This window comes from Achromobacter sp. JD-1 (assembly GCF_038594925.1).
GTDB lineage: Bacteria > Pseudomonadota > Gammaproteobacteria > Burkholderiales > Burkholderiaceae_B > Achromobacter > Achromobacter spanius_C.
This window is the reverse complement of record NZ_JBCGCS010000031.1, coordinates 1-15,622: the sequence shown is the minus strand read 5'-3', so window position 1 is coordinate 15,622 and position 15,622 is coordinate 1. Positions and strand designations below refer to the sequence as shown.

The window sequence follows — 15,622 nt, the reverse complement described above, 5'->3', positions numbered from 1 at the left end:
ACCAAAATATGAACGGTCATCAAATCCCGCCCCTTGCTTGATTAACATCTCGGCTTTTGCCGTCGGACACCCACCGCCATGTCGGAACAGGAATTGAAACTGCACGTGCCCGCCGCGACGCGTCAGGCCGTGCTGAAGGAAGTCAAACAACGCGAAGCCACGCGCATCCGTTTGCATGCCATGTATTTCGATACGCCCGAGCGCGAACTGGCGCGGGCGCGCATCGCCATCCGCCTGCGCCAGGAAGGCCCCGATTGGGTGCAAACGCTGAAGATGCCCGGCATCAACGCCATCACCCGCATCGAACTGAACCACCCCCGCCCCGGCCCCGTGCTGGACCTGTCGGTATATGCCGGCACTGAAGTCGAAGCGGCGCTGAGCGCGATCAAGGGCGAACTGGGCCTGCGCTATGAAACCGATGTGCTGCGCCAACTACGCAAAGTCCGCACGCGATACGGCACGGTTGAACTGGCCTACGACACCGGCATCCTGCGCGCGGGCGCGCTGGAACTGCCCATTTCAGAATTGGAATTTGAACTGGTGTCGGGCCGCCCCGCCGCCATCTTTGCTGTTGCGCGCGGCTGGCAGCAGCGGCACAGCCTGGTGCTGGATCCCCGCAGCAAGTCCGAACGTGGCGATGCGCTGGCGCAGTTGGCCGAACGGCTTGCCGAGGAAGACGCCAAGGAGGGCGATGATCTGGAGGCGCGCCGCGCCCGGGCCATTGCCCAGTTCTGGGCGCCGCGCGGCGCATCCGGGGTCAAGTTGCGCGACGACATGACGGCGCCGCAGGCGCTGGGCCGCATCGCCGCGGAATGCCTGGACCAGATCGCGCGCAACGCCGCGGTGCTGGCTGAAGTGGATACCGAAGGCGTTTACCGTGCCGGCAATTCTGAACACGTGCACCAGTTGCGCGTGGGCGTGCGGCGGCTGCGGTCGGCGTGGAAGCTGTTCGAAGGCTGGGTAGCGCCGGTGCCCGACGCCATCCTGCAAGGCGCGCGCACCCACTTCGCCGCCTTCGGCGCCAACCGCGACCAGGACGTGCTGAACGAAACCGTGGCGCCCGCGCTGATCCGCGCCGGCATGCCCGTCATCCCGATGGAAGCCGCGCCGCCCGAGCAGGACGCGCAGACAATCGCCGGCGGCAAGGCGTTTCAGGCTTGGTTGCTGGAACTGCTGGAATGGAGCCTGGACGTGCCCCCGGCGTTGCCGTCGGACGGCACGCAAACCATCGCCAACGGCACGCCCAGCGACACCGCGCCCGAGCCCACCATCCGGCTGGAAGGCGGCTTGTCTGTATCAAGCGTCAAGCCCACCATCATTCCCATGCTGGCGCCCGAGCCTGAACGGCCTCATTTGCAGAAGCAACTCGCGCGCCGCCTGCATCGCTGGCATAGCAAAGTGGCCGACCAGGGCACGCAGTTCGCCACGCTGGACATCCCTACCCGCCATGAATTGCGCAAGCGCGGGAAAAGGCTGCGCTACAGCCTGGCATTTGCCGAATCGCTGCTGCCCACCACCAAGCTGCGCGGCTATCGCAAGCTCTTGTCCAAGGTGCAGGACGTGCTGGGTGAGATCAACGACCTGGCCGTCGCAAAGGACTATTACGAGTCGTGTACCGCCACCCATCCGCAAGCCTGGTTCGCGCTCGGCTGGATCAGCGCGCGCCTGGAGGAATTGGCGTTAGAAGCGCAAAAGGCGTTCGACGCGCTGGCGCAAAGCAAACCGTTCTGGCGCTGAACGTGATTGCCCCATTTTCACGACGAACCATGATCTCGTAGGATGGGTGCAGCGCGCGCGGACGGCGACTAGGTCGCTGACGCCTCTTCGCGCGTAACCCATCTTGCGGCGATCCGGTATATCTCCACCGGCGGCTGATGGGTTGCGCGCGTTCGTCTATTGCGCTTTTCTGAGGGTCTTCTCGCGCTTCACCCATCCTACGAACTCGGCGACCACATCGTAGGATGGGTGCAGCGCGCGCGGACGGCGGCTAGGTCGCTGACGCCTTTTCGCGCGGAACCCATCTTGCGGCGATCCGGTATATCTCCACCGGTGGCTGATGGGTTGCGCGCGTTCGTCTGTTGGGCTTTTCTGAAGGCCTTCTCGCGCTTCACCCATCCTACGAACTCGGCGACCACATCGTAGGATGGGTGCAGCGCGCGCGGACGGCGGCTAGGTCGCTGACGCCTCTTCGCGCGTAACCCATCTTGCGGCGATCCGGTATATCTCCACCGGCGGCTGATGGGTTGCGCGCGTTCGTCTATTGCGCTTTTCTGAAGGGCTTCTCGCGCTTCACCCATCCTACGGTCCCCTGGTACTCCATTTGCGCGACACGCCGCGTTGCGGGTTGCTCCTGGAAACGCATCTCGCATGGCGTTTCAAAAAAAGGGCCATAGTCAGCGGCGGGTCAGCTCTCGGTCAATTGTTCGACATCCTTGGCGCCAATACTGGGTTGCTGCCGCCCCGCCATCAGGCGTTGGGCGCAATCGTTGCCCGCTGCATTCGCCCGACATTCGTCCTGTGTGACGGCATGACGGCCCCTGGCGGGCCGTCAGCCACCCACAATGACCGAATCATGGAAAACCCATCCTGCTTATCCGCCTATGCAAGACGAGGCCTTGCGGCCTTTTGCGCCTTGTCGCTGGTCTTCGTGTTGTCCGCCTGCGGCGGCGACGACGACAACGGCACTGACGAACCGACTCCCGCCCCGCCCACCACGACGCCCGCCGCATGTGCCGTGCATTGCGCCCCTTGAGCACACTTCCCATCGATCACCAGGACAGGCAAGCCAATGACGTTCGACGCATCCAAAAGAAAGTTCTTCAAGACCACCGTGGGCGCTACCGCCGCGGTCAGCGCGCTGTCGATGTTCCCACCCAGCATCCGCCGGGCTCTGGCCATTGAAGCCAGCAACGCCACCGGCACCATCCAGGACGTCAAGCACGTCGTGCTGTTGATGCTGGAAAACCGTTCCTTCGACGGCTACTTCGGCACCTTCCCCGGCGTACGCGGGTTTGGCGACCGCTTTCCCATTCCGCTGGCCAACGGCAAATCGGTCTTCCACCAGACACGCAGCGATGGCACCGAAGAACTGCCCTATCACCTGGACACCACGCTGGGCAACGCGCAGCGCGCGGGCAGCACGCCGCACTCCTGGCCCAACTGCCAGGCCGCGTGGGACCACGGCCGCATGAACAAGTGGCCCAGCGCCAAGCAGCCGCTGTCCATGGGCTACTACGAAACCGCCGAAGTGCCGTTTCACCGCGCGCTGGCCGACGCCTTCACGCTGTGCGACAACTATCACTGTTCGATGCACGCGGGCACCATCCCGAACCGCCTGTTCTTCTGGACCGGCACCAACGGCCCATCGGGCGACAACGTGTCGGTAGTGATGAACGAATGGAACGACGGCGCCGACGTGGGCCCCTCCACCGAAGGCTGGACGTGGACCACCTACGCCGACCGGCTGCAAGCGGCCGGCGTCAGTTGGAAGGTCTACCAGAACATTCCCGACAACTTCGGCTGCAACGAAATGATGAGCTTCCGGCACTGGCGCGCCGAGATCGAAAAAATGCCTGCCGACCGCCAGGTCACCAACCAGGGCGGCCCCGCGTACAACCCCGCCATCGACGACCTGTACAGCCCGCTGGCCAAGGGCTTTGGCAACACCATGCCCGACGGCGGCTTTCTGCAAAGCCTGCGCGATGACGTCATGAACGGCACGCTGCCGGAGGTGTCGTGGATCATTCCGCCGGCCGCTTACAGCGAACACCCCGGCCCGTCCAGCCCCGCCAAGGGCGCGTGGTACATCCAGGCCGCGCTGGATGCGCTGACGCAGTCACCCGAGGTCTGGAGCAAGACAGTATTCCTGGTGACCTATGACGAGAATGACGGCTTCTTCGACCACATGCCCACGCCGTCGGCGCCGTCGCGCAACGATGACGGCACGCTGGCCGGCAAGTCCACGCTGAACGATGCGCAGATGGCCTTTGAGTACTTCACCTACCCGCCCGCAACGCCCAAGCAACTGACGGCCGATGGCAAGCCGTACGGCCCCGGCATGCGCGTGCCGATGTGGGTGATTTCACCTTGGAGCCGTGGCGGTTGGGTCAATTCGCAAGTGTTTGACCACACGTCCGCGCTGCGCTTTCTGGAGCAGCGCTTTGGCGTGGTCGAACCCAACATCAGCGCCTTTCGCCGTGCCGTGTGTGGCGACCTGACGTCCACCTTGAATTTCGTATCGCCCAACAGCGCCGCCCTGCCGACCCTGTCGGGCCGCACGACCAAGACGGATGCCGACGGGTTGACGACGTGGCAAGAAGCGCAGCCTGCCATCGCCATCCCTGCGCAGCAAACGCTGGCCAAGCAGGCTACGGGCACGCGCCCGTCGCGCGCGCTGCCGTATGAGCTGCACACCAGCGCGGTCGAGCAGGCCCGCGAGAACCGCGTGCAGCTATTGTTTGCCAACGCCAGCAGTGCGCAAACGGCAGCAGTCTTTCACGTGTACGACAAGCTGCACCTGGACCGCATTCCACGCCGCTATGTGGTCGAAGCGGGCAAATCGCTGGACGATGTCTGGGACGTGTCGGGCGACAGCGGCCAGTACGACTTGTGGGTGTTGGGCCCCAACGGCTACCACCGCTCGTTCGCGGGCGACTTGATGCGCGCGGCCGGCGCACAGCCCGAAATTCAGGTCTGCTACGTGCCGTGCGACGACGCCCAAATACAAGTGAAACTGCACAACCACGGCACGCAAGACTGCGTCTTCACGGTGCAGGCCATGGCATATCGCAGCGATGGCCCATGGACGGCAACGGTGGCGGCGGGGCAGGTCGGCGAACTGAGCTGGCAGGTCAGTGCCAGCGGCCAGTGGTACGACTTCGCGGTAGCCTGCGACGGCTACCCGGCGTTCAAGCGGCGCTTGGCGGGCCGCATGGAAACGGGCAAGGACGGCATCAGCGACCCGGCGATGGGTCAGTTGGACAGTTGAAAACAAAACGGGACGGCGCCTGGGCGTCGTCCCGTTCTGCAGTCCGGCAATCGTCGGATCAGTCCGCCAGCAACGCGCCAGCAAACTCGTCCGCCACAAAGGGTTGCAGGTCTTCCAGGCTTTCGCCCACGCCGATCCAATACACCGGAATCGGCCGCACGCCCTGGCTACCCGCAGCCACGGCGGCCAGCGTGCCGCCCTTGGCGGTGCCGTCCAGCTTGGTCACGACCAGGCCCGTCAGGTTGATGGCGGCATCAAAGGCGCGAATCTGCGCCAGCGCGTTCTGGCCGGTATTGCCGTCCACCACCAGCAGCACTTCGTGCGGCGCCGATGCATCCGCCTTGCCGATGACGCGGCGGATCTTTTTCAGCTCTTCCATCAGGTGCAACTGCGTGGGCAGGCGGCCAGCGGTGTCCACCATGACCACGCCCATGCCCCGCGCGCGACCAGCGTTGACGGCATCGAACGCCACGGCGGCGGGGTCGCCGCCGTCCTGCGAAATCACGCTGACGTTGTTGCGGCTGCCCCATTCCACCAGTTGTTCGCGAGCGGCAGCCCGGAAGGTGTCGCCTGCCGCCAGCAGCACGCTTGCGCCCTGGCGCTGGAACGTGTGCGCCAGCTTGCCGATGGACGTGGTCTTGCCCGCGCCGTTGACGCCGGCAATCATCACCACCAGCGGCTTTGCGCTATTCAGGTTGAAGCCGCGCTCCAGCGGGCGCAGGTGGTCGGCCAGCAACTGGCGCAGCGCCGTCTTCACCTTGGCGGGATCTTCGATGCGTTCTTTCTTGACCCGCGCGCGCAGCGCGGTCAGCAGCTTCTCGGTGGCCTCCAGGCCCGCATCGGCCATAATGAGCGCCGATTCGAGTTCCTCGAACAGGTTTTCGTCGACCTTGACGCCAACGAAAATACCGCCAATGCTCTGCCCGGTGCGCGACAAGCCCTGCTTCAGGCGCGACAGCCAGGAAGATTTCTTGGGCGCTTCGGCGGGCGCGGGTGTAGGCGCAGGCGTTGGCGTAGTAGTTACCGGCGTTACGATCGGTGCTGGCACGGCAGTCGGCGCTACCGAAACCGTGGGCGTAGCCGTCGGTTCAGGGGCTCGGACCGGCTCGATGGCCGGCGCGGTTGACGCGGCGGGCGCCGGTGAAACCACCCGCGCAGGCGCCGCAACCGGCGTCGAATTGGTCGGTACAGCGGTCCGCGTCAAAGTCGGTGGGGCGGTCCGCGTCAGTGTCGGCGCGGCAACCGGCGCTGAAACACTCGGTGCGGCGACCGGTGCAGCAGTCGGCGCGACCGCAGGCGCAGCCGGCGCTAAGGTAGGCGCAGCCGGAGAAACCGGCGGTGCAATCGAAGGCGAAACCGGTGCGGCGACAGGGTCCACGGCGGACGCGGGAGCAGGTGCAGACACCGGCTCGGCAAGCTCGGGACGCGGCGCGGGCGGCGGTATTACCGGCGCGGCGGCGGGCTCCGTGGGCGCCACGGCGGCGTCCACGACCTCCGGCGGCGGCACGGGCTGAGCCGGTGCGGCGGGCGGAGGGGATTTTTTCTTGAAGAAGCGGCTAAACATGGGTAACAAGTATATTCGTATCGTCGGGGGCCAATACAGGCGCACCCCCATCGCCGTTCCCGACGTGGAGACGCTGCGCCCCACGCCCGACCGGGTTCGCGAAACGCTGTTCAACTGGTTGAATCATCTTTGGGCCGGCGAGTTCGCCGACAAGCAGGTGCTGGACCTGTTTGCCGGCAGTGGCGCGCTGGGCTTTGAAGCGGCCTCTCGCGGTGTGGCGCATGTGCAGATGGTCGAGCGGGACAAGACCGCCGCGTCCGCGCTGCGGACACTGCGCGACAAGCTCAAAGCCGACATGATACGCATCCATGTGGGCGACGCCATGCAGGTTGCCGAGCGAATGGATGCGTCCCGCTTTGACCTCATCCTATTGGACCCTCCCTTTGGACAGGGTTGGCTGGCGCGCCTCTGGCCCATTCTGCCCGGCATTCTGAACGAGCATGGTCTCGTCTACGTCGAGGCGGAAGCCCCCATCGAAGCCCCGGAAGGATTCCAGATCTTGCGGCAGGACAAGGCAGGTGCGGTCCACTACCACCTGTTGGAATTTGCTGCATTGCGGAAATAGATCAATAATCCGAGCTTCGGAGGATGGTGTACACCACTAATAACGGTACGGAGCTCGCATGATCATCGCTGTATATCCCGGCACTTTCGACCCGCTGACCCGGGGCCACGAAGACCTGGTCCGCCGTGCGGCCACGCTTTTCGACAAGGTCGTGGTGGGCATTGCCCACAGCCGCAACAAGAAGCCTTTTTTCAGCATCGACGAGCGCGTTGAGATCGCCCGCGAAGTGCTGGGCCACTATCCCAACGTGGAAGTGCAAAGCTTTGGCGGCCTGCTGAAAGACTTTGTCCGCGACCAGAACGGGCGCGTCATCGTGCGCGGCCTGCGCGCCGTGTCCGACTTCGAATACGAATTCCAGATGGCCGGCATGAATCGCCATCTGCTGCCCGACGTTGAAACGCTATTCATGACGCCATCGGACCAATACCAGTTCATTTCGGGCACCATCGTGCGCGAAATCGCCCAACTGGGCGGTGACGTCAGCAAGTTCGTGTTCCCGTCCGTGGAACGCTGGTTGCAGGAAAAAGCCAAGGAGCGTCGCGAGCAATCCTGGCCGGGCTGATCGGCCAGCAAGCACCATCCCGAAGGGCGCATCTTGCGCCCTTCTTGAGCTTTGCGGGCCGGCGGTACAATGGCAGCCGCCCCCGGCTTTACACCGCTGCCCACCATGGCCTTGCTCATCACCGAAGAATGCATCAATTGCGACGTTTGCGAGCCCCAGTGCCCGAACGACGCGATCTCCATGGGTGATGACTATTACGTCATCGACCCCGACAAATGCACCGAGTGCGTCGGCCATCACGACGAACCCCAGTGCAAGGTGGTGTGCCCCGTGGAGTGCATTGAACTGCACCCCCAGTGGAACGAAGGCCAGGAACAGCTCATGGCCAAGTACCGCCGCCTGACCGGTGCCGCATGAGCGACGCCACGCAACGCAGCATCCCCCTTCCCTCGAATTCCCACCACGCGCGCCGCGATGTATCCGCATCGGCCATCGCCGCTGGCGTGGTGGCCGTGCTGGTCAGCTTTGGCGGCACCGCCGTGCTGATGGTGCAGGCGGGCCACGCGGCGGGGCTGGACCCCGCCCGCATCGGTTCATGGATCGGCTCGCTTAGCCTGGCTTTTGGGTTTGGCGGCGCGTTCTACAGCTTGCGCACCGGGTTGCCGATCGTCATGGCGTGGTCCACGCCCGGCGCCGCGCTACTGGTGACCGCACTGGTGGGCGTCCCGTTCAACGAGGCCATCGGCGCCTACATGCTGGCCGCCGGCCTGACGCTGGCCTGTGGCCTGTTTGGCTGGATCGACCCCATCCTGCGCCGCATCCCCGGCGAAATCGCCGCCGCCATGCTGGCCGGCGTGCTGCTCAATTTCGGCATGGGTATCTTCAGCAACGTCGCCCTGCAGCCCGGTCTGGTGCTGGCCATGTGCGCCACTTATCTGTTGTGCCGGCGCTGGGCGCCGCGCTATGCGGTGCTGCTGGTGATGGTGGTGGCCATTGCCCTGGCGTTCGCGCTGGACATGATCCGGCTGGATTTGCTGGACTGGCGCTTGACGGAATTCGTCTGGACCACGCCCACGTTCAGCATGCAGGCGGTGGTCAGCCTGGGCATTCCGCTCTTCGTGGTGGCCATGGCGTCGCAAAACCTGCCCGGCCTGGCGATCCTGCAAGCGGCCGGCTATCGCCCCCCCGCGTCCCGCATCGTGGCCGCCACGGGCTTGTTGGGACTGTTGGCCGCGCCCTTCGGCGCGCACAGCGTCACCATGGGCGCCATCAGCGCCGCCATCTGCACCGGCCCCGAAGCCCATCCCGACCCTGGCAAGCGCTATATCGCCGCCGCCACTTATGGCTTGGGCTACGTGGCCCTGAGCCTGGTGGCGGGCGCCGTGGCCGTCTTCTTCCAGGCCTTGCCCGCCGCCCTGCTGGCCGCGCTGGCGGGCCTGGCATTGTTGGGCACGATCATGGGCGGCATGTCCGCCGCCATGGTCAACCCGCAACGGCGCGAAGCCGCGCTCATCACCTTGTTGGCAACGGCGTCCGGCTTCAGTTTCTGGGGTATCGGGTCAGCCTTCTGGGGCCTGGTGGCGGGCCTGCTGGCCCACGCGGCATTCGAGTTCAAGCGCCGCGTCTAGCCCTATAGCGCTCGGGCTCGGGCTCCGGCGCTAGCGCGAGCCCTGCCCGCGCGGCGGCTAGTCAGGCCGGTCAGTAGGTCAGGCCGGCCAGTTTGTGACCGGCGTGTCGGGGTGCACCTTCATGATGCGGCAGGGCACCTGCACGAAGTTCGAAATCCAGGCCGCGGCCAGTTCGCCTTCGTCGATGACATCTATGGTCTGGTCGCCCACGTTCATGCTGTAGCGCACGCTGTCGTCGTCTTCGATGACGTCCAGCGGAATGTCCATGCGCAGCATGCCGGGCGCTTTCAGCACCAGATAGCCCAGCCGCAATTCCACCGACACATCGGCCAGCTTGGGACACAGCTCGCGATTCAGCCATTGGCCGGAGTCATTCGCAATGAGCCATTGACGGTGATAAGCCGCCGCATTGGGCTGGGTAGTGGTGCCGCATTGTGCGATGGGCTGGAACGTATCGGTGCTCATTTCCCTAGCAATCCCTTTAAAGCCTTGTCCACGGCCTCGCCGCCCTTGCCCTTGCCCGTGACGGCCTCGCGCAGCTTGTTTTCCAGGCTGCGCGTGAGGATGCCGCCGATGGCGTCTTTCCACAGCAAGGTGTACGTCGGTTTTTCGAACGGACCCTGTACGTGCACGGGAATGGTCACGTTTTTCAGGTCGATCAATTCCTGGCCTTCGGGGGCAGCCGCCGGGTTGACGACGCGCGCGCGCACCACCACGTCCAGCTCGCTTTTCACGAAGTCGATATTCGCCGGCGAGCCCTGAGTCACGCGCAACAACGGCGACACGATGTTCAAGCGCTTCACCGCCGCCACGCCCTTGGTAAAGGCCAGGTCCGCGTCCATTTCCGAGAATTCAGTCTGCTTGCTGGAGTCGGCCGGCACGGTCTCGTCTTGCGATTCCGGCTTGAACGCCGCCTTCAGCTCGCGCAGCGTCTGCGTCAGGTTGATGCCCTTGACGGCGCCATCACGCAAACGCACTTGCAGACTGCCACCCAGGGCGTTCTTCATGGCGTAGGCATTGGCGCCGGCGGTCTTCAAGTCCAGCGCCAGGCTGCCCGTGCCGCTAAGCATGTTGCGCTTGACCAGGTCCATCAGCAACGGCTCGATGGAGATACCGGCCAGCGACATCTTGGTGGCCAGCTGATTGCCTTGCGCGGCGTCCACCGACATGGCGCCCGCCAGCTTGCCGCCATACAGGCCGGCCGTGAGGCTGGAGATTTCAAGCTTGCCCTTGTCCAGCTTGACCACGGCCGACACCTCATCGGCCTTCAAACCACGCACCACCAGCTTGCCGACCTTCAAGGTGCCATTGACGCTGGGTCCCACCAGGGCAGACAGGTCGATGGTGTCGTCCACGGGCGCGGCCGGGACCGCCGGCGTGGCGGGCTTGGATTCGTCTTTCTTGCCGTCGGCGGGCGGCTTGGCCGGGGCCGGCACGACGGGCGGCGCCAGCTTGTCCAGGTCCAGCGTATCCACCGCCAGCGCAAACTTCACCACCGGCATTTCGGACAGCTTGGTGATGTCGGCGCTCAGATCGAATTTGCCGCCTTCCAGCACGGCATTGATCTTGCTGGTGGCCTGGTCTTTAAGCAGGTCGACGTTCACGCTGCCGATCACCGGAATCTGCAGGTTGCCCTTGGGCAGGCCGGGGTCGGTGATGTTGACGTCGCCCCGCAGCGCGGACAGGCTGCCGGTGCGCTGCCACAGGTTCAAGCTCAGCGGCGACGCAAAGTTCAGCTTCACGACGCGTTCGCCGTTCTTGGACGTGCTGTCGACTTTGGCTTCCTTGATGTCCAGCTCGGCGGCGTTGCCGCTGATGCCGTTCAAGCCAAAGCTGGCGTCCAGGCCGCTGAGGCGCACGCGTCCGGTCAGGGCTTCGCCCGTGGCCGACGTGGGCGAAATGTTCAGCGCGGGCGCGTCCACCGCAAACTCAAAGGGGCCATCAGCGGATCCGCCCTTGGCGCGCACGGCCAGCTTTTCAATCTGCAGTTGGCTCTTGTGGGGGTCGATGGCCAGCTTGGGCATGGCCACGCTGGCTTCCACATTGGTGGCGCGCGCGGCAGGGTCCGTGATGTCGCCCTGGAACACCACTTCAAGGCCCGCGATATCCAGCGACGACTTCTGTCCGTTGAAAGCCAGGTTGCCGCGCATGGCCAGGCTCTTGGCCTCGGCGCCGGGCAGCTTGCCGTCCATGCGCAAGTCAAGCTTCTGGGCCGCGTAGCGCTTGGCCGACGGGTCCAGCGTCAACAGCGCCTGCCCCGTCAGGTTGGCGTCCACGCGCGGGTTGCCGCCTTCCACGCGGGCCGTCAGGCGCACGTCAAAAGGTTGGTTGAATGTGACGCGTCCGGTGTTGGCGTTGATCTTCGTTACCGCCACGGCCATGCCCGAGATGGCGTCCTGCAACAGCACTTCGCCGTCCTTCAAGTCCAGGCCGGCGATGTCGATCTGCATGTTGTTGCGCGTGGCCGGCAAGGTGCCGCTGGTGATCGCCTGGGCCGCGGTCTGGGCTGCCCCCACCAGCGCTTCTGCCGGATTGGACGGCTCGGTGGTAATGGCCGGTGTGCCGCCCACCAGATTGCTGAAGTTGAACTGGCCGTCCTTGCCGCGCACCACGCGCGCCTTCAGCCCGCTGATGGCCACATGGTCCACCACGAAGCTGTTGGACAGCAAGGGCCACACGGCAACTGCCAGGCGCGTGCTTTCGATGGAGGCGAAGATGTCCGAGCTATTGGGCTCGGACAGCGACACGCCCTGCACAGACAGGCCGATACGCGGAAAAAGCGATAGCTCGATCTCGCCGTCGATCGTCAGGGTACGGTGATAGCGTTCCTGTACAAGCTCTTCCAGCTTGTACTTGTACGCGTTGGGGTCGAATGTCAGCAAGAAGATGGCCAGGCCAACGACGGCCACGACAACCAACACTACCAGGCCTATCAAAATGCGCTTGAACCACGTTTTCATTGCTGCCCCGTCGGTACCTCGACTGGAAATTCTTGGATGCCGCCCACCGCGCGACGCGCGTGGATGGTGCTGTGGCGGCGGAAAAAACCGCGCGCCGGATGGAACTGTCTGCCTGGAACTGTCTGCCTTCAGGGCGAGTCCCCGCTCCTGCCGAAAGCTTGCGGCTGCGGCTCAGGAAGGAAGGGTCTACCAAGGAAGGACTGCTGAAGACGCCAGCATGACCAGCGTGCAGATTTCGCTATCGTAACAAATCAGACCGGCTTCGCGAGGCCTTGTCAGACCATGACACCAAAAACGCACTTGCTTGCCAGCCCGAAGCGCCGCGAGGCCGTCCATTCAAGCCCGCGAATCTGACGACTTTCTGTTTGCGGATTGTAGGACTAGAATGATTGATCCATCAATCGTTGATGCATCCAACAATGTCCGCCCCCACCCCAAGTACCCCACATTCGCCCGGCCAGGTGCTGCCGTTCCGGCAAACGCTGCTGGCCATGCTGGGCATGTGCTTCGTCATGATGATGGTCGCCATCGACCAGACGGTCGTGGGCACCGCGCTGCCCACCATCGTGGCCGAGCTCAAGGGCTTTGAACTGTACGCCTGGGTGGCCACGTCCTACCTGCTGACCTCGGTCATCACCGTGCCCATCTTCGGCCGCCTGGGCGACTACTACGGGCGCAAGCCCTTTGTGGTGGCCGCCATCATCCTGTTCACGCTGGCCTCGGCCCTGTGCGGCGCGGCCGACAGCATGCTGTCGCTGGTGCTGGCGCGGGCCTTGCAAGGCATCGGCGGCGGCATGCTGGTGGGCACCGCATTCGCCTCCATCCCCGACCTGTTTCCCGACCCGCACGTGCGCTTGCGCTGGCAGGTGATGCTGAGTTCGGCCTTTGGCATTGCCAACGCCGTCGGCCCCACGCTGGGCGGCGCGCTGACCGAACACTACGGCTGGCGGTCCGTGTTCTATGTGAACCTGCCCATCGGCATCCTGGGCCTGTGGTTCGTGGCGCGTTACCTGCCGCACCTGCGCAACCACACGTCCGGCAAGGTTCGCCTGGACTGGCAAGGCGCCCTGCTGGTCGCGCTGGCGCTGGGCAGCCTGCAACTGCTGGTGGAACTGCTGCCCAAGGAAGGAATAAGCGGCCCCATCGTGCTGCTGGGCCTGGGCAGCATCGCCTCGTTCGTGCTGCTGGTGTGGTGGGAAAAGCGCTGCCCGCATCCCCTCTTGCCGCTGGACATGTTCCGCAACCGCGGCCTGGCCACGCTGTTCACGCTGGCGTTGCTGGTGGGCGTGACAATGTATTCGCTGTTGTTCTACGCGCCCCTGCTGCTGCAAGGCGGCTTTGGCCTGTCGCCGCAAGACGCCGGCATGCTGATCACGCCGATGGTCGTGTTCATTACCGTGGGCAGCATCATCAACGGCCGCATCATCACTCGCATCCGCAACCCCAACCGCATGCTCTATGCGGGCTTTCTGCTGATGGCGCTGGCGTGCCTGGGCATCGTCACCACCCACAGCTACACGTCGCATGTGCTGATTGCCGCCTACATGATGATGGCCGGCCTGGGCATGGGCTTCATCATGCCCAATCTGACGGTGTTCGCGCAGCAGACCGCGGGCCGCACGCACCTGGGCATCGCCACGGCGTTGCTGCAATCGCTGCGCATGATCGGCGGCATGCTGGGCACGGCGGTCGTCGGCACCATGGTCAGTCATAGTTATTTCAGCGGTGTCGAGTCCACGCTGCACGGCGCGTCAGCGCAATGGCTGCCGGAACTGAACGACCCGCAGATGCTGGTCAACCCGGCGGCGCAGACGCAGTTCCTGGCACAATTGGCGCATCAAGGCCAGGACGGTACGTCGCTGATCGAGATTGCGCGAGTCGCGCTGGTGGGCGCCATCCATGAAGGCCAGCTCATCGCGCTGGCCGTCGCCATCTTCGCACTCTGGTGCGTGCGGCGCGTGCCACTGGTGCAATTGGCCCGCCCAAGCAAGGCGGAGCCCGCTGGCGTCGGAGAATAGCTTTTGCCCAGACAACAACAAGGCCTGCAAGTCATCCAGCACATGGGGCAGACGTACCGCGTCATGCAAAGCGCATTCAGCAGCAAGGTAGGCCACGCCCTGCCCCGCTGGCGCATCTTGCTGGCGCTGCATGAAAACGGGCAGTGTTCACAGAAGCATCTGGCTGAGCGTTGCCGACTGGATCCCGCGTCATTGACCCGGCAATTGCAGGCGATGGAGAAAATGGGCTGGATAGCGCGTGCAGTGGATGACCAGGACAACCGACTGACGAATGCCACGCTGACGGCTGCCGGGCAGGCGGTGGTGAATGACGCGCTGCCTAAACGGGCGGCGTTTTTTGAAGAGGCGCTGAAGGGATTGTCAGCGGCGGATGTGGATACGCTTAACCGGGTGCTGAGCGTGCTGGAGGCGAATTTTTTACGGGCGGCGGGGGATAAGGCGGGGGGGTGATGGGGCGCGCAGAGCCAGGGTCAGTCAGGCTTCAATTCGTAGCTGGTGCTGCGGCCACCAGCCCCCGAGCGTTGCAACACGCCAAGATCAACTAGTTCGGTAATGTCGCGCAGCGCTGTATCGCTAGAACACTTCGCAAGAGCCGCCCACTTGCTGCTGGTCAGCTTGCCTTCAAAGCCGTCGAGCAAACGGTTCAACACCTTCACTTGCCGCTCGTTTAATGCGGCGCCGGACACACGGTTCCAGAACCGTGCTTTGCCCAGCACCGTATCCAGCGTGTGATGTGCCTGTCGCACCGCCTCATCCAGCATCTGCACAAACCACAATAGCCACGCCGTCACGTCCAGCGTGCCCTTCTGCGTGCGCTCAAGGATGTCGTAATAGGCATTGCGCTGACGCTGAATCTGCGCGGATAGGCTGTAGAAACGCCGCGGACTGCCATCGGCGCGGGCCAAGAGCAAGTCGCCGATCGCTCGGGCGATACGGCCATTGCCATCATCAAAGGGGTGCAAGGTCACAAACCACAGATGCCCCAGTCCGGCGCGGATCAAAGCGGGCTCCGACGCCCGTGGCGCATTCACCCAGTCCAGAAAGCGCATCATTTCCGCCGGCAGGCCATCTGCGGCGGGAGCTTCGAAATGAACCTTATGGCGCCCGACGTGACCCGACACCACCTGCATCGGCCCTTGGGCGTCATCCCGCCATCCGCCAGTGATGATCTTGCCGAGGCCCGAGTAGCCAGTGGGAAACAGCGCGGCATGCCAACCGAACAAGCGCTCAGCCGTCAGCAACTGGCTGCTGTTGCCACTGGCATCAAGCACCATGTCCACCACGCCTTCCACGTTGCGGTCGACTGGCGCCAAGGCGCCGATGTAATGACCCAGTGAAAACCTGCTCACGTCATAATCGAGGGAATTGACGATGAGCATGAAGATGGAAGACGACATC

The 15,622-nt window shown here is 64.4% G+C and carries 14 protein-coding genes; 10 read left to right on the top strand and 4 right to left on the bottom strand.

Annotated features, from left to right (window positions below):
* Positions 1-78 precede the first annotated feature (78 nt).
* From WBR68_RS28835 to WBR68_RS28825, 3 genes are all read left to right on the top strand, one after another.
* Complete coding sequence (locus tag WBR68_RS28835; protein WP_127185768.1) at positions 79-1,737, top strand: CYTH and CHAD domain-containing protein; 1,659 nt, start codon at positions 79-81, stop codon at positions 1,735-1,737.
* 835 nt (positions 1,738-2,572) lie between these two features.
* Complete coding sequence (locus WBR68_RS28830; protein WP_230695961.1) at positions 2,573-2,752, top strand: hypothetical protein; 180 nt, start codon at positions 2,573-2,575, stop codon at positions 2,750-2,752.
* Positions 2,753-2,788: 36 nt separating this feature from the next.
* Positions 2,789-4,987 (top strand): phosphocholine-specific phospholipase C, encoded by a 2,199-nt coding sequence (locus tag WBR68_RS28825; RefSeq protein ID WP_230695960.1) that lies wholly within the window; start codon positions 2,789-2,791, stop codon positions 4,985-4,987.
* A gap of 58 nt (positions 4,988-5,045) precedes the next feature.
* Here the strand turns inward: WBR68_RS28825 and ftsY are convergent, their stop codons facing one another.
* Positions 5,046-6,137: a signal recognition particle-docking protein FtsY gene (gene ftsY / locus WBR68_RS28820; RefSeq protein ID WP_342490523.1), complete on the bottom strand. Its 1,092-nt coding sequence runs from the start codon at positions 6,135-6,137 to the stop codon at positions 5,046-5,048.
* 28 nt (positions 6,138-6,165) lie between these two features.
* Here ftsY and WBR68_RS28815 point away from each other — a divergent pair, with 28 nt between their 5' ends.
* The 5 genes from WBR68_RS28815 to WBR68_RS28795 all read left to right on the top strand — a co-directional run bounded on the left by WBR68_RS28815 (position 6,166) and on the right by WBR68_RS28795 (position 9,246).
* Positions 6,166-6,501: a hypothetical protein gene (locus tag WBR68_RS28815; protein WP_342490522.1), complete on the top strand. Its 336-nt coding sequence runs from the start codon at positions 6,166-6,168 to the stop codon at positions 6,499-6,501.
* A gap of 48 nt (positions 6,502-6,549) precedes the next feature.
* Complete coding sequence (gene rsmD / locus WBR68_RS28810) at positions 6,550-7,116, top strand: 16S rRNA (guanine(966)-N(2))-methyltransferase RsmD (RefSeq protein ID WP_050448038.1); 567 nt, start codon at positions 6,550-6,552, stop codon at positions 7,114-7,116.
* A gap of 58 nt (positions 7,117-7,174) precedes the next feature.
* Positions 7,175-7,678 (top strand): pantetheine-phosphate adenylyltransferase, encoded by a 504-nt coding sequence (gene coaD, locus WBR68_RS28805; protein ID WP_046807920.1) that lies wholly within the window; start codon positions 7,175-7,177, stop codon positions 7,676-7,678.
* A gap of 105 nt (positions 7,679-7,783) precedes the next feature.
* Positions 7,784-8,035: a YfhL family 4Fe-4S dicluster ferredoxin gene (locus WBR68_RS28800; protein WP_006221659.1), complete on the top strand. Its 252-nt coding sequence runs from the start codon at positions 7,784-7,786 to the stop codon at positions 8,033-8,035.
* Positions 8,032-9,246 carry a benzoate/H(+) symporter BenE family transporter gene (locus tag WBR68_RS28795; protein ID WP_230695958.1) on the top strand — a complete coding sequence of 405 codons (1,215 nt, stop codon included), beginning with the start codon at positions 8,032-8,034 and terminating at the stop codon, positions 9,244-9,246. The genes WBR68_RS28800 and WBR68_RS28795 overlap by 4 nt, the downstream gene beginning before the upstream one ends.
* A 78-nt stretch (positions 9,247-9,324) precedes the next feature.
* Here the strand turns inward: WBR68_RS28795 and WBR68_RS28790 are convergent, their stop codons facing one another.
* Together WBR68_RS28790 and WBR68_RS28785 are read right to left on the bottom strand one after the other, a co-directional pair.
* On the bottom strand, positions 9,325-9,711 hold the full coding sequence (locus WBR68_RS28790) for an MOSC N-terminal beta barrel domain-containing protein (protein WP_050448040.1): 387 nt from the start codon (positions 9,709-9,711) through the stop codon (positions 9,325-9,327).
* Positions 9,708-12,206, bottom strand: a complete 2,499-nt coding sequence (locus WBR68_RS28785) for an AsmA family protein (RefSeq protein ID WP_230695957.1) — start codon at positions 12,204-12,206, stop codon at positions 9,708-9,710. Before WBR68_RS28785 ends, WBR68_RS28790 begins: the two co-directional genes overlap by 4 nt.
* Before the next feature lie 419 nt (positions 12,207-12,625).
* Here WBR68_RS28785 and WBR68_RS28780 point away from each other — a divergent pair, with 419 nt between their 5' ends.
* On the top strand, positions 12,626-14,224 hold the full coding sequence (locus tag WBR68_RS28780) for an MDR family MFS transporter (protein WP_050448042.1): 1,599 nt from the start codon (positions 12,626-12,628) through the stop codon (positions 14,222-14,224).
* A gap of 3 nt (positions 14,225-14,227) precedes the next feature.
* Positions 14,228-14,674 (top strand): MarR family winged helix-turn-helix transcriptional regulator, encoded by a 447-nt coding sequence (locus tag WBR68_RS28775; RefSeq protein ID WP_230695956.1) that lies wholly within the window; start codon positions 14,228-14,230, stop codon positions 14,672-14,674.
* Positions 14,675-14,694: 20 nt separating this feature from the next.
* On the opposite strand, the gene WBR68_RS28770 is transcribed toward WBR68_RS28775, so the two are convergent.
* Positions 14,695-15,603 carry a Fic family protein gene (locus WBR68_RS28770; RefSeq protein ID WP_230695955.1) on the bottom strand — a complete coding sequence of 303 codons (909 nt, stop codon included), beginning with the start codon at positions 15,601-15,603 and terminating at the stop codon, positions 14,695-14,697.
* Positions 15,604-15,622: the final 19 nt, after the last annotated feature.

What these genes read in the sequence shown, in the direction of transcription:
- WBR68_RS28830 (WP_230695961.1), top strand. Translation starts at nt 2,573, where the DNA reads ATGGAAAACCCATCCTGCTTATCCGCCTATGCAAGACGAGGCCTTGCG.
- WBR68_RS28795 (WP_230695958.1), top strand. Translation starts at nt 8,032, where the DNA reads ATGAGCGACGCCACGCAACGCAGCATCCCCCTTCCCTCGAATTCCCAC.
- WBR68_RS28800 (WP_006221659.1), top strand. Translation starts at nt 7,784, where the DNA reads ATGGCCTTGCTCATCACCGAAGAATGCATCAATTGCGACGTTTGCGAG.
- WBR68_RS28790 (WP_050448040.1), bottom strand. Translation starts at nt 9,711, where the DNA reads ATGAGCACCGATACGTTCCAGCCCATCGCACAATGCGGCACCACTACC.
- coaD (WP_046807920.1), top strand. Translation starts at nt 7,175, where the DNA reads ATGATCATCGCTGTATATCCCGGCACTTTCGACCCGCTGACCCGGGGC.
- WBR68_RS28780 (WP_050448042.1), top strand. Translation starts at nt 12,626, where the DNA reads ATGTCCGCCCCCACCCCAAGTACCCCACATTCGCCCGGCCAGGTGCTG.
- WBR68_RS28785 (WP_230695957.1), bottom strand. Translation starts at nt 12,206, where the DNA reads ATGAAAACGTGGTTCAAGCGCATTTTGATAGGCCTGGTAGTGTTGGTT.
- WBR68_RS28835 (WP_127185768.1), top strand. Translation starts at nt 79, where the DNA reads ATGTCGGAACAGGAATTGAAACTGCACGTGCCCGCCGCGACGCGTCAG.
- WBR68_RS28825 (WP_230695960.1), top strand. Translation starts at nt 2,789, where the DNA reads ATGACGTTCGACGCATCCAAAAGAAAGTTCTTCAAGACCACCGTGGGC.
- WBR68_RS28770 (WP_230695955.1), bottom strand. Translation starts at nt 15,603, where the DNA reads ATGCTCATCGTCAATTCCCTCGATTATGACGTGAGCAGGTTTTCACTG.
- rsmD (WP_050448038.1), top strand. Translation starts at nt 6,550, where the DNA reads ATGGGTAACAAGTATATTCGTATCGTCGGGGGCCAATACAGGCGCACC.